Origin of the sequence: Brevundimonas sp. (genome assembly GCF_032107865.1) — a bacterium.
Classification (GTDB): domain Bacteria; phylum Pseudomonadota; class Alphaproteobacteria; order Caulobacterales; family Caulobacteraceae; genus Brevundimonas.
On record NZ_DAMCNG010000015.1, the window covers coordinates 15,848 to 28,507 of the forward strand.

At 66.2% G+C, this 12,660-nt stretch carries 15 protein-coding genes; 9 read left to right on the forward strand and 6 right to left on the reverse strand.

Annotated features, from left to right (window positions below):
- Nucleotides 1-10 precede the first annotated feature (10 nt).
- Both RT567_RS02895 and RT567_RS02900 read left to right on the forward strand, forming a co-directional pair.
- Nucleotides 11-718: an NUDIX hydrolase gene (locus RT567_RS02895; protein WP_313574150.1), complete on the forward strand. Its 708-nt coding sequence runs from the start codon at nucleotides 11-13 to the stop codon at nucleotides 716-718.
- A 4-nt stretch (nucleotides 719-722) separates the two neighbouring features.
- Nucleotides 723-1,133: a DUF5990 family protein gene (locus RT567_RS02900; protein WP_313574152.1), complete on the forward strand. Its 411-nt coding sequence runs from the start codon at nucleotides 723-725 to the stop codon at nucleotides 1,131-1,133.
- Nucleotides 1,134-1,137: 4 nt separating this feature from the next.
- Here RT567_RS02900 and RT567_RS02905 read toward each other — a convergent pair whose 3' ends face one another.
- Entirely contained in the window at nucleotides 1,138-1,752 is a 615-nt protein-coding gene (locus tag RT567_RS02905) for a hypothetical protein (protein ID WP_313574154.1), read from the reverse strand.
- A 126-nt stretch (nucleotides 1,753-1,878) separates the two neighbouring features.
- Between RT567_RS02905 and rpmG the strand changes: the two genes are divergently transcribed.
- A complete protein-coding gene (gene rpmG / locus RT567_RS02910; protein ID WP_003164451.1) occupies nucleotides 1,879-2,046 on the forward strand; it encodes a 50S ribosomal protein L33 in 168 nt (55 codons plus the stop codon).
- Between the two features lie 92 nt (nucleotides 2,047-2,138).
- Here the strand turns inward: rpmG and RT567_RS02915 are convergent, their stop codons facing one another.
- Together RT567_RS02915 and RT567_RS02920 are read right to left on the reverse strand one after the other, a co-directional pair.
- Nucleotides 2,139-3,500: a PleD family two-component system response regulator gene (locus RT567_RS02915; protein WP_313574156.1), complete on the reverse strand. Its 1,362-nt coding sequence runs from the start codon at nucleotides 3,498-3,500 to the stop codon at nucleotides 2,139-2,141.
- The gene (locus tag RT567_RS02920; RefSeq protein WP_003164449.1) at nucleotides 3,497-3,874 is read right to left on the reverse strand and encodes a response regulator; all 378 of its coding nucleotides are present in this window, start codon (nucleotides 3,872-3,874) and stop codon (nucleotides 3,497-3,499) included. Before RT567_RS02920 ends, RT567_RS02915 begins: the two co-directional genes overlap by 4 nt.
- 145 nt (nucleotides 3,875-4,019) lie before the next feature.
- On the opposite strand from RT567_RS02920, the gene RT567_RS02925 reads away from it, so the two are divergent.
- From RT567_RS02925 to RT567_RS02940, 4 genes are all read left to right on the forward strand, one after another.
- Complete coding sequence (locus tag RT567_RS02925) at nucleotides 4,020-5,294, forward strand: DNA polymerase IV (protein WP_313574157.1); 1,275 nt, start codon at nucleotides 4,020-4,022, stop codon at nucleotides 5,292-5,294.
- Between the two features lie 57 nt (nucleotides 5,295-5,351).
- Nucleotides 5,352-5,810: a RidA family protein gene (locus RT567_RS02930; protein ID WP_200166643.1), complete on the forward strand. Its 459-nt coding sequence runs from the start codon at nucleotides 5,352-5,354 to the stop codon at nucleotides 5,808-5,810.
- Nucleotides 5,807-6,952 carry a GNAT family N-acetyltransferase gene (locus RT567_RS02935; RefSeq protein WP_313574159.1) on the forward strand — a complete coding sequence of 382 codons (1,146 nt, stop codon included), beginning with the start codon at nucleotides 5,807-5,809 and terminating at the stop codon, nucleotides 6,950-6,952. The genes RT567_RS02930 and RT567_RS02935 overlap by 4 nt, the downstream gene beginning before the upstream one ends.
- A gap of 101 nt (nucleotides 6,953-7,053) precedes the next feature.
- Nucleotides 7,054-7,359 (forward strand): CsbD family protein, encoded by a 306-nt coding sequence (locus RT567_RS02940; RefSeq protein ID WP_313574160.1) that lies wholly within the window; start codon nucleotides 7,054-7,056, stop codon nucleotides 7,357-7,359.
- A gap of 71 nt (nucleotides 7,360-7,430) precedes the next feature.
- On the opposite strand, the gene clpA is transcribed toward RT567_RS02940, so the two are convergent.
- Together clpA and clpS are read right to left on the reverse strand one after the other, a co-directional pair.
- A complete protein-coding gene (gene clpA / locus RT567_RS02945) occupies nucleotides 7,431-9,737 on the reverse strand; it encodes an ATP-dependent Clp protease ATP-binding subunit ClpA (RefSeq protein ID WP_292057440.1) in 2,307 nt (768 codons plus the stop codon).
- A 12-nt stretch (nucleotides 9,738-9,749) separates the two neighbouring features.
- On the reverse strand, nucleotides 9,750-10,079 hold the full coding sequence (gene clpS, locus RT567_RS02950; protein WP_003164443.1) for an ATP-dependent Clp protease adapter ClpS: 330 nt from the start codon (nucleotides 10,077-10,079) through the stop codon (nucleotides 9,750-9,752).
- A 140-nt stretch (nucleotides 10,080-10,219) separates the two neighbouring features.
- Between clpS and RT567_RS02955 the strand changes: the two genes are divergently transcribed.
- Nucleotides 10,220-10,759, forward strand: coding sequence for a nuclear transport factor 2 family protein (locus tag RT567_RS02955; RefSeq protein WP_313574162.1), 540 nt, complete (start codon nucleotides 10,220-10,222; stop codon nucleotides 10,757-10,759).
- A 56-nt stretch (nucleotides 10,760-10,815) separates the two neighbouring features.
- Here the strand turns inward: RT567_RS02955 and RT567_RS02960 are convergent, their stop codons facing one another.
- Nucleotides 10,816-11,286, reverse strand: coding sequence for a TIGR01841 family phasin (locus RT567_RS02960; protein ID WP_313574163.1), 471 nt, complete (start codon nucleotides 11,284-11,286; stop codon nucleotides 10,816-10,818).
- A gap of 268 nt (nucleotides 11,287-11,554) precedes the next feature.
- On the opposite strand from RT567_RS02960, the gene RT567_RS02965 reads away from it, so the two are divergent.
- Nucleotides 11,555-12,660: D-alanyl-D-alanine carboxypeptidase family protein (locus RT567_RS02965; protein ID WP_313574165.1), on the forward strand; the 1,106-nt coding region annotated here is incomplete at its 3' end.

Genomic DNA, 12,660 nt, shown 5'->3' on the forward strand with positions numbered 1-12,660 from the left:
AGTTTTTGCCATGAAACCCCTCCCCTTCGACGCCGCCCAAGACCTGGCCGACGCACCCCGTGTCGGCGGCGCTCAACGTCCCAAGGACGCGGCCACCCTGATCCTGACCCGCGACGCCAAGCGCCCCGAGGTGCTGATGGGCCGTCGGGCGCCGGGACACGTCTTCATGGCGTCGAAGTGGGTGTTTCCGGGCGGACGGATCGAGCGGGCGGATTTCAACGCCGCCGACGACGGTGCCCTGTCGCATGACGCCGCGCGACGCTTGCAGGCGGAGATGCCCGCTCGCCGCGCCCGCGCCCTGGCCCTGGCCGCCGTACGCGAGACCTTTGAGGAAACTGGGCTGATCCTGGGCCGCACCGCGCCGACCGCCTCGGTCGCCGGACCGTGGCGGGAGTACCGTCAGGCCGGCGCCCTGCCCGATCTGTCGGTGCTGTCCTATGTGGCGCGCGCCATCACCCCGCCAGGCAGATCGCGCCGTTTCGACGCCCGCTTCTTCATGGCCCCGGTCGAGGCCCTGCGCGATCCCGACCGCATCGAAGGCTCAGGAGAACTGGACGAGATCGCCTGGATTCCGCTGGACGAGGCGCGAAGCCTAGACCTGCCCGCCATCACCCGCTTCGTACTGGGCGAGGTCGCCGAGCGGCTGGAGACCCCGCAACGCCCCCTGCCCTTCGTGCATATGGTGCGCGGCCGCCACGTCATCGACCATCAGGACTGAAGCGATGGGCCAGCAGCCGATCACCCTGCGCCTGACGATCGCCGATCCGGTCCCCGGCGTCCGCTACAGCCTTCAGGACAAGGACGGGGCGGTCGATGCGGCTACGGCCGGCGACGCGCCGCTATCTTTTGATGTGCCCGTCCTGCTTAATGACGACGACCGGCTGACCGGCCCGTTCGTCCGTCGCGAGGGCGCCGAACGGCGCTTCGTTTACATCGGCATCGGCAAGCACGCAGGTGACGCCGACAGCGCCTGGGATCGCCGCGCCAAGATCGACGTGCACGACATTCCCGCCGAACTGCTGGCCTTGGCGCGCGCTGGGCAGGTGTTGGAGGCCCGCCTTCCCGGCCGAGGGCGTGACGGCGGTCCGGCTTGCGCCACCGTCAGGCCCCTGGCCGCATGGACTGCGCTCTAACGGCCTATTCGGCGACCGGTTTGGTCAGGTCGAAATCGACGCGGAAGTGGCGGTTCGGGCGACGCAGTTCATAGGCGAAGGTCTGCTTCGGATGGATCTCCATCGCCCAGACGTTGGTCGTCGAGACCGCAGCGTCCTGGGCGTTGAACAGGTCGATGGATTCCTGATCGACCGGGAATTCCTGACGTTCGGCCGTGCCTTCGTTCTTCGTATCGCCGCCGTACCAGTGCAGCGGGTCCGTCTTGCCGTCCGGCTGGCGATGATCGTGCTTCAGGCGCAGGCCCGAATCGGTGCGGGTCACGACCCAGGTACGCGAGCGGTCTTCGCCGACCCAGAAGGGAATGCGAATCTCATCCTTCGAGCAGTCGCGCACATGCATCAGCAGGCGCTTGCCGACAAAGTCCGAGTCGGCGGCCTCGGTCGTGACGACCTTGCCCTCGAAACGCTGGCCGCACAGTTCGGTCAGATTGGCGAAGAAGGCGTCCTGGGCCGTGGCCGGCGCCGCATCCGGCGTTACGGCGGGCGTCGCAGGCTCGGACGAGCAGGCGGACAGGGTCAATCCGGCCGCAATGGCGACGACGGACAGGGCGCGGGCGGGTTTGAAGTCGGGCGTTTTCATGGCGAAACACTAGCGCTTCTGCGGCCCCGCTCAACGCGACATCGAAACCGTTGACTTTGAGCCCGTCCTGAGTATGTTCCGCGCCTCTCGTTTCATGCGGCTTTCGCCGTCGCAAAGGTACTTCCGATGGCCAAACCGGCTTCCATCAAGATCCGCCTGAACTCCACCGCCGACACCGGCTTCTTCTACGTCACCAAGAAGAACGCCCGTACGATGACCGAGAAAATGGTCGTCAAGAAGTACGACCCGGTCGTCCGCAAGCACGTCGAGTTCAAGGAAGGCAAGATCAAGTAAGGGCTTAGCCCTTCGCTTGAACCTGCAAGAATCAAAACGCCCGGTCGCAGGACCGGGCGTTTTTCGTTGTCCGTACTGCGACGACAGAAGCGTCAGGCGGCGCGCGCCACCACCCGATTGCGGCCGGCCTTCTTGGCCTCATACACGCCTTCGTCGGCGCGTTTCAGCAGGGAGGCCGGCGTGTCGTCCGCCCCCCAGGTCGCCGCCACACCGACCGAGACGGTGATGCTCAACGGCTCGCCGCCCAGAATGCGGAAGGCCGAGGCGCCGACGTCGCGACGAATCCGCTCGGCGATGCGATGGGCGTCCTCCAGCGTCGTGCCCGGCATGACCACCACGAACTCCTCGCCGCCGAACCGACACGGCAGGTCCACGGCCCGTACATTGGTCGCCAGCCGCACCGAAAACTCGCGCAGAACCTCGTCGCCCGCGTCGTGGCCCAGGCTGTCGTTCACCGCCTTGAAGTGGTCGATATCCAACACCAGCACCGCCACCGGGTCGCCGCCGCGATTGGCGCGCGCCACCAGGGCGTCCAACTGGCCGTTCATGTAGCGACGATTGTGCAGGCCGGTCAGGGGGTCCGTGACCGCCATCTCCAGATTGTGGTCCAGCTTCTCGCGCAGGAAGTCGCCATAACGCTTGCGCCGCACCTGGGTCCGCACCCGCGCCGCCAGTTCCTCGGGATCGATGGGACGGATCAGCAGGTCGTGCGCGCCCAGTTCCAGCGCCTTGAGCAGGCGCGGCCGATCCTGGGTGTCCACCACGGCCAGGACAGGTAGACGCCGCGTCGGCTCCTTGGAACGCAGCTGGGCGATCAGCCGCAAGCCGTCGAACCGTTCGGACGTGATGTTGACGATCACCAGATCGACCGGACCGCGCGCCGTCTCAAGCCCCGCCTCGGCCGAGGGCTCGATCATGGGGCGGTGCTCCCGCGACAGCTCCTGCGCGATCACCTGAGCCTGAAGCGTATTGTCATCGACGATCAGCACGCGCCCGCCCGAGCCCTTGAGCCGCGCCACGCCGCCGGTGTCGACGCCAACCCGGCGCCCGCTCTCCTCGCGCTCGCGCAGTTCGTCCATGACCATTTTCAGCCGGGTCAGGCTGCGGACCCGCGCCATCAGGATCACGTCGTCCAGCGGCTTGGACAGGAAGTCGTCGGCCCCGGCCTCCAGGCCCTTGATCCGATCGTGCCGCCCGTCCAGCGCCGTCACCAGCACCACCGGGATATGGCGCGTCTCAGCCGCCGCCTTGATCCGACGGCAGGTCTCGAAGCCGTCCATTCCCGGCATCATCACGTCCAGCAGGATCAGATCCGGCTGCTCGGCGCCGGCCAGGGCGATGGCGGTCGCGCCGTCATGGCAGGTGAGAACGTCGTAGTATTCGAGGGTCAGCTTGGCTTCGAGCAGCCGGACGTTCGCCTCGACATCGTCGACCACCAGGATTCGCGCACTCATGCCGCCCCCTGACCCAGGTGCCTGCGCACCGTCTCCAGAAAGGAAATGACTGAAATGGGCTTGGAGATGTAAGCTTCGCAGCCCCCCTGCCGTATCCGTTCCTCATCACCCTTCATGGCAAAGGCTGTAACGGCGATGACGGGGATATGGTTCAGCTCTTCGTCGTCCTTGAGCCATTTGGTGACTTCAAGGCCCGAGATCTCCGGCAATTGGATATCCATCAGGATCAGATCGGGGCGGTGCTCGCGCGCAATCGCCAGCGCCTGCAGCCCTTCGCGGGTCTGCAGCACTTCATACCCCTGAGAATCGAGCAGATCATGAAAAAGCTTCATGTTCAGCTCATTATCCTCGACGATGAGGACCTTCTTGGACATCCGCCACCCGGCTGTTGCGCCTCTTGTTCATCCGCTTTCGCGGCGGGCTGTTACGCCTTCTTGAGTGCACTGTGGCGGCGCCAGTCTTAAGTTGGCGTGAACCAGTCTTAAGTTGGCGTGAAGCTGAGACAAACGGAGTTCATGCGTGGCCATCACGGCCCTCTGCCGCGACTGTCTGTGGACCGGCGACCGCAAGGTCGCGCGGTGTCCGTCGTGCGCCTCGCGCCGGGTGATCGCCCATGACGAGCTGAGCGATCTGCACATCGCCCACATGGACTGCGACGCCTTCTACGCCTCGGTCGAGAAGCGCGATCGGCCGGAGCTGCGCGACAAGCCCGTGATCGTCGGCGGCGGCAAGCGCGGGGTGGTCTCCACCGCCTGCTATGTGGCGCGACTGTATGGCGTGGGTTCGGCCATGCCCATGTTCAAGGCGTTGAAAGCCTGTCCCGACGCCGTGGTCATCAAGCCGGACTTCCGCAAATATGTGGCCGAGAGCGAGCGGATCTTCGGCGCCGTCCACCGCCTGACGCCGCTGGTCCAGACCCTGTCGCTGGACGAAGCCTGGATCGACCTGAAGGGCACAGAGCGGCTGAACGGCGGCCCACCCGCCTTCCAGTTGGCGCGCCTGCAGAAATGGATCGAGGACGAGACGGGGCTCAGCGTCTCCATCGGCCTGGCGCCCAACCGCTTCCTGGCCAAGATCGCGTCCGAACTGGACAAGCCGCGCGGCTTTTCAGTGATCGGCGTCGCTGAGGCGCAAGGCCTGCTGGCGCCGCGTCCCGTGACCACCCTGCCCGGCGTCGGGCCGGTATTCGGGCGCACCCTGCGCTCGGACGGCTTCGCCACGATCGGCGATCTGGCCTCTGCCGATGTGAAGGATCTGATCCGCCGCTATGGCGAGACGGGCCTGCGCCTGCACGACCTCAGCCACGCCCGCGACAGCCGCCCGGTGAACCCCGACCACGACCGGCGCGGCATGAGCGCCGAGACCACCTTCAACGACGACCTGACCACCGCCGAGGCGCTGGAGGCCGAGCTGTGGCCCCTGTGCGAGAAGCTGGCCTCCAAGGCCCGGCGCGACGGCGTGGCCAGCCGCGTCGTGGTGCTGAAGCTGCGCAAGACGGACTTCAAGATCGTCACCCGCCGTATAACCCTGGCCGAGCCGGTACAGACCGCGCGCGCCCTGTTCGCCGCCGGGCGCGATCTGCTGAAACCGGAACTGGGCGCGCCCTATCGGCTGATCGGCATCGGCATGGCCGACATCGCCGACGCCCACGACGCCCCCACCGGACTGTTCGCTACAGCCGAAACGCGCGCGCTGAAAACCGAGACCGCCATCGACGCCCTGCGCGACAAGTTCGGGGTCGCCGCCGTGGTGGCCGGACGCGCTTTGAAACGGCCCGGCGAACGCACTGGATGACGCGGCCCCCGCGTCGCGCTAAACCCCGCCCGAACCCCCTTTGAACGGAGTCGTCACATGAGCATCCACGCCCGCATCGCCGAACTGGGCATCACCCTGCCGGAACCCGCCAAGCCGGTCGCCAGCTACGTCTCCTACGTCCGCTCGGGCGAGCAGATCTTCATCTCGGGCCAGCTGTCGAACGACGCCAGCGGCGGCATCAAGGGCACCGTCGGCGTGGATGTGACCCCGGAGCAGGCCGCCGAGGCCGCTCGCCTGTGCGGCATCAACCTGCTGGCCCAGATCAACGCCGCCGTCGACGGCGACCTGGATCGCGTGGTCCGCATCGTCAAGCTGGGCGGCTTCGTCCAGGCCGGCCCGGACTTCGAGGCCATCCCCGGCGTCATCAACGGCTGCTCGGACCTGATGGTCCAGGTCTTCGGCGACGCGGGCAAGCACTCGCGCTCGGCCGTCGGCGTTTACAAGCTGCCGCTCGGCTTCGCCGTCGAAGTGGACGCCATCATCGAGGTGAAGTGAGCTTCACCCTTCAGGTCAACGACAGGATCGCCGCCATAGGTCGGGACGCATGGGACGCCTGTGCGGCCCCCAGCGGCGATCCTTTCGTCTCCTACGACTTCCTCGACGCCTGCGAAGCGTCCGGCAGCGCCGCCCCGTCCGAGGGCTGGGCCGCGCGCCATTTGTCCCTGCATGATGAAGACGGCGTCGTGATCGGCGTCATGCCCCTCCATCTGAAGGGACACAGCCAGGGCGAATACGTCTTCGATCACAGCTGGGCCGACGCCTATGAGCGCGCGGGCGGGCGTTACTATCCCAAACTGCTGGGCGCTGTGCCCTTCACCCCCGCGAGCGGCCCGCGCTTCCTGAACGCGCCGGGTACAGACGCCGCCACGGTGCGCGAGGCCCTGCTGCAAGGCGCGCTGACGCTGACCCAGCGGCTGGGCGTCTCGTCCCTGCACGTCAACTTCCCGACCGAGCCGGAATGGCGCGCCATGGCCGAGGCGGGCCTGCTGCCGCGCCGGGACATCCAGTTCATCTGGCGCAACGACGGCTATCAGACCTTCGACGACTTCCTAGCCGCCCTGTCGTCCAACCGGCGCAAGACCATCCGGCGCGAGCGGCGCGAGGCGCAACACGGCCTCGACATCCGCGTCCTGACCGAGGCGGAGATCACGCAGGCGCACTGGGACGCCTTTTTCGCCTTCTACATGGACACCGGCGATCGCAAATGGGGGCGGCCCTATCTGACACGCGACTTCTTCGCCCGCGTCGGCGCCACCATGGCCGATCGCATCGCCCTGGTCATGGCGTTCCAGGGCGAGACGCCGGTCGCGGGGGCGCTGAACTTCATCGGCCGTGAGGCGCTGTATGGCCGACAGTGGGGGACGCTGGTCGACCGTCCCTTCCTGCATTTCGAACTCTGCTATTATCAGGCCATCGACTTCGCCATCGCGCGCGGCCTGTCGCGGGTCGAGGCGGGCGCGCAAGGGGATCACAAGATCGCGCGCGGCTACCTGCCCTCTCCCGTCTATTCGGCCCACTTCATCGCCGATCCGGCCCTGCGCGATCCGGTCGCGCGCTACCTGGAGCAGGAACGCCCGGCGGTGGAGGCGGAGATGCACGCCATGACGGCGGAGCTGTCGCCCTACCGCCACGGCTGATCTTAAGGGCTGACATTTCGTCGCGAGGGGCGTCCGGCCAGGAACCCTCGACGGCCGGATGCGCTTGGGGTGTGAGTCTCCTCCTCAACACAGGGATCATCATGACTGACCAACGTATCGAAGGCGTCGCGACTGAACTGAAGGGCAAAGCCCAGAACGGCCTGGGTCGGCTGACCGGCGACAGCAAGCTTCAGGTTGAAGGCAAGCTGAACGAAGTGAAGGGCAAGGCGCTGGACGCCTATGGCCGCGTCATCGACGGCCTGGACGGCATGGTGGACAAGGCCCCTGCCGACCTGCGCGATCCCGCCCGCAAGGGTCTGGATTTCGCCCGCCGCAAGCCGCTGCTGACCACCGGCATCATCGCCGGCGCGGCGATGCTGCTCGGCGCCCTGGGCCGCAAGCGCTAAGCGACGCCTCAATCGACAAAAAAAGGCCCGGACGTCGCCGTCCGGGCCTTTCTCTTTGAGCTTGATCGAAATCAGGCCGTTGCTTCTTCCTCTTCCTTCACCGCCGCGCCCTTGGCCGGGGTGATGTCGAAGGCGATCTTGCCGTCCTTCAGCTCGACCTTCACATGACCGCCGCGAGTCAGGCGGCCGAACAGGATGTCGTCGGCCAGCGGCTTCTTGATGTGCTCCTGAATGACGCGGGCCAGGGGCCGTGCGCCATACAGTTCGTCGAAGCCGTTCTTGGCCAGCCAGTCGGTCGCTTCATCCGTCAGTTCGATGGTGATGTTGCGGTCCGCCAGCTGGGCTTCCAACTGCATCACGAACTTGGTCACCACCGAACGGATCGTCTCGGCGCCCAGCGGCTTGAAGGCCACGATGGCGTCCAGACGGTTGCGGAACTCCGGCGCGAACAGGCGCTGGATGGCCTTGTCGTCCTCGCCCTCGACCTTGCCCCGGCCGAAGCCGATGGAGGCGCGGGCGTTGTCGGCGGCCCCGGCGTTGGTGGTCATGATCAGGATGACGTTCCTGAAATCGACCTTCTTGCCGATGGCGTCGGTCAGCGTCCCATTGTCCATCACCTGCAGCAGGATGTTGTAGACGTCGGGGTGCGCCTTCTCGATCTCGTCCAGCAGCACCACCGAGTGCGGATGCTGATCGACCGCGTCGGTCAGCAGACCGCCCTGGTCATGGCCGACATAGCCCGGAGGGGCGCCGATCAGGCGGCTGACCGTATGGCGCTCCATGTATTCCGACATGTCGAAGCGCTGCATCTCGATGCCGAGCGTGGCCGCAAGCTGCTTGGCGACTTCCGTCTTGCCGACGCCGGTCGGGCCGCTGAACAGGAAGGCGCCGATGGGCTTGTTCGGGTCGCGCAGACCTGCCCGCGCCAGCTTCATCGCCGACGACACCTGATCGATGGCCTGTTCCTGACCATAGACCGTCCGCTTCAGATCAGTCTCCAGCTCGCGCAGGGATTCCGTGTCCGACTTGGACACAGACTTCGGCGGGATGCGGGCCATCTTGGCGATGACCGCCTCGACCTCCTTCTGGCCGATGACCTTCTTGCGCTTCGATTCCGGCAGCAGCATCTGCGACGCCCCCGCCTCGTCGATCACGTCGATGGCCTTGTCCGGCAGCTTGCGGTCGGTGATGTAGCGCGCCGACAGATCGACCGCCGTGCGGATGGCCGAGTCCGTGTAACGCAGCTTGTGATGCGTCTCATAGGTCGTCTTCAGACCCTTGAGGATCTTCACCGTGTCCTCGATCGTCGGCTCATTGACGTCGATCTTCTGGAAGCGACGCACCAGGGCGCGGTCCTTCTCGAAGTGCTGGCGATACTCCTTGTAGGTGGTCGAACCCATGCAGCGCAGGCTGCCTGACGCCAGAGCCGGCTTCAGCAGGTTGGAGGCATCCATAGCCCCGCCCGACGTCGCGCCGGCGCCGATCACCGTGTGGATTTCATCGATGAACAGGACCGCGTTCTCGTGGTTCTCCAACTCCTTGACGACCTGCTTCAGCCGCTCCTCGAAGTCGCCGCGATAGCGGGTGCCCGCCAGCAACGAACCCATGTCGAGGCTGTAGATGGTTGCGCCCTTGAGAACCTCCGGCACCTCGCCGTTGACGATCTTGCGCGCCAGGCCTTCGGCGATGGCGGTCTTGCCAACGCCGGGGTCGCCGACCAGCAAGGGGTTGTTCTTGGTGCGGCGGCACAGGATCTGGATCGAGCGATCGACCTCGGCCTGACGCCCGATCAGAGGGTCGATCTTGCCGTTGCGGGCCTTCTCGTTCAGATCGATGCAATAGGCTTCCAGCGCCTCGCCGCCTTGTTTGACGACAGAGCCGTCCTCGGCCTCTTCCGGGCTGGCGCCGCCGCGCACCGAACGGGCTTCATTGGCCCCGGCCTTCTTGGCGATGCCGTGGGCGATGAAGTTGACCGCGTCATAGCGCGTCATGTCCTGCTCCTGCAGGAAATAGGCGGCGTGGCTTTCGCGTTCGGAGAAGATGGCGACCAGGACGTTGGCGCCGGTCACTTCCTCGCGGCCGGACGACTGGACATGGATGACCGCGCGCTGGATCACGCGCTGGAAACCTGCGGTGGGCTTGGCGTCGTCGCCATCGGCCGTGGCCAGTGCGGCCAGGTCGGTGTCGACATAGGAGCCGAGCGCCGCCTTCAGCGCGCCCAGATCGACGTTGCAGGCCGTCATCACGGCCGAGGCGTCCGGATCGTCGATCAGGGCCAGCAGCAGGTGTTCGAGCGTGGCGTATTCATGCCGGCGCTCGTTGGCGTAGTGGACCGCGCGGTGCAGGGTCTCTTCGAGAGGACGGGAAAACGAAGGCATGGCAGGTTCCTCTCAGTCCTTTTCCATCGTGCATTGCAGGGGATGCTGGTGGCGTCGCGCCGTCTCGACCACCTGGGCGACCTTGGTTTCGGCCACTTCGTAGGTAAAGACGCCGCAGACCCCGACGCCATGCTGGTGCACGTGCAGCATGATGCGGGTCGCGTCCTCGCGGCTCTTCTGGAAGAACCGCTCCAGCACGTAGATGACGAACTCCATTGGGGTGTAGTCGTCATTCAGGATCAGCACCCGATAAAGCGAGGGCCGCTGAAGTTTCGGCTTTGTCTCGGTGACGACGGCGGCGCCTGCGCCTCCGCCTTGTTCACCTGGCCGTCTGTTAGGCATTCGTGGTCCGTAATCGGGGAGTGTCAAAAGATCAGATAGGGAATGATGGCCTGATTTGTAGATGCGTCCAGTCACAGCCTGCGTGACCCCGGTCGCCTGACCAAAGATTCACGGGACATCTCGGCTCAGGAACCGCACCAATGCGCTTCCGTTCCCTGCCCCGGATCCCCGCCATGCCCCTGATCGCCGGACTGTTCGCCGCCCTGATGCTGGGCCAGGCGCCCGCCGCCCTTACCGATGACGCCGCCCTCGCCTCCATCATCGCTGAACGGGACGCGGCCCTGTTTTCGGTCATGTTCGACCGATGCGATCCCGAGGCCCTGGCCGATCTGGTGACGGACGACCTAGAATTCTATCACGACCGGGGCGGGCTGACGGCGACGCGGGCGCGCTTTATCGACGATTATCGCCAGGGCTGCACGGCGCGGACCGCCTCCGACGCCTGGCGCTCACGGCGCGAACTCGTGCCCGGCACGATGCGGGTCTACGCCATCCCCGGCGTCGGCGCCGTCGAGGAAGGCAGCCACCTGTTCTATGAACGGCAGGGCGACGGGCCGGAAACCCTGGTCGGACGCGCCCGCTTCTCCGTCCTGTGGCGGCTGGAGCCGGACGGGCGCTGGCGGCTGGCCCGCGCCTTCAGCATCGACCACGCCCCCATGAGCGCCGAACAGAAACCATGAAAAAGGCCCCGGCGTCTCCGCCGGGGCCTCGTTCGCAGTAAGCGTGCAGTCGCGCCTTAGCGGGCGGCCTGGAACTGCTCGACAGCAGCCGAAACGCGCTCGTTGATCGGCTTGAAGCTGTCTTTGACCGAAGCGGTCATGGTCTCGGTCGCCTTGCCGAACTCGGCCAGATAAGCCTCAGCGGCCGACTTGGCCCAGTTGGTCTGCAGCTCGAACAGTTCTTGCACCGAACGAGCCTGCGAGAAGGACTGAGCGGCGGCGACGCCGTCTTCCCAGGACTTCTTGCCGTAAGCCACGGCCTGTTGCGACAGGGCCTCGGCGCCCTTCTGGGCGGCGGCGGCGGATTCGACCACGGCTTCCAGGTTCTTCTTGCCGTGCACGTTGATCTCGCTCAGCGAGGCGACCGACTTGTCGACGCCTTCGCGGAACGCCTTGGCGCCGGCGGCCTGGATGGATTCAGCCTGGGCCTTGGCCTTGGCGGTGGTTTGTTCGACGGTCTTCTTCACGGTCTCAGCGGCGTCAGCCATGGGGAGTCTCCTGAAGCAAAAGGGTTCTTGCGACAGGCGAGCCCATCGCGACAACGGCGATATGGTGCACCTGCGAAAAGACTTCAAGTGAAATTTGTGCGACGCACAATATGATCGCTGATAACCTGCCCTCTGGATGCGCCGAGCGATCACAAGTCTGTTGACGCGCCGTTAACCCTCTCGAAACCGGGGAAGCGGATGTTAGCCTTTGTAACGTGCGTGATCGCAGCCGTCTTCGCGCCACAGTGACGAGGCTAGTAGCTTGCCCATGAACGCCCTATTCCGCCGTCGTTTCCTGGCCGCCCTGGTCCTGGGAGGCATCGTCCTGACGCCGACAATCGGCGTCGCGCCGCCGGAAGCGCAGTCGTCCGATAGTCGGTATGCGGCCATCGTGGTCGACGCCGCTTCGGGTGAAGTCCTGTTCTCGCGTTTCGCCGACGCGCGACGCTATCCGGCCTCCATCACCAAGGTCATGACCCTGTATCTGGCGTTCGAGGCGTTGGAGTCCGGCAAGGTCAATCTGAACGACACCCTGACCGTCTCGCCGCGCGCGGCGTCGCAGCCGCCCTCCAAGCTGGGCCTGGCCGCCGGTCAGACGATCAGCCTGGACGACGCCATGCGCGCCACGGCCGTCCGCAGCGCCAACGACATGGCCGTGGTCATCGCCGAGCATATCGGCGGCTCAGAAGGCCGTTTCACCCAGTTGATGACGGAAAAGGCCCGCGAACTGGGCATGGAGCAGACCCGCTTCACCACCGCCAACGGCCTGCCTGACACGCGCCAGGCGACCACCGCGCGCGACCTGTCGATCCTCAGCCGCGCGGTCATGCGCGACTATCCGCAATACTACCGCTACCTCGGCCTGCACGACTGGTTCTACAAGGGCCGGGACTACCGTAACACCAACGGCCTGCTGGCTACGGGGCGCGGTTATGACGGCATCAAGACCGGCTTCACCAACGCCTCGGGCTATAATCTGGCGGCGTCCTCGGTGCGCGACGGCAAGCGGATCATCACCATCGTCATGGGCGGCCGCTCGACCAAGAGCCGCAACGACCACGTCGCCGAACTGATGGACACCGGCTTCGAGGTTCAGCGTCGCCGTGGCCAGGGCGAGCGCATCCAACTGGCCCAGGCCTTCTTCGAACAGCGCGGCTATGGGATCAGCGCCGATCCTTCGCCGCCCGTCGCCTACGCCTCCCTGTCCGACGAGGACGGCGAAGGCGTCGGTTCCTCGACCGAGGTGGCCTATGTCGCCGGCCCGCCGCCGCGCAACCTGCCGACCGAGGTGACGCCGCCGCCGTCCGCGCGCCGCGCCGAGAACCGTCCGCCCGAAAACCTGACCGCCGCCCTGAACGGCGGTTCCGCCGCCGC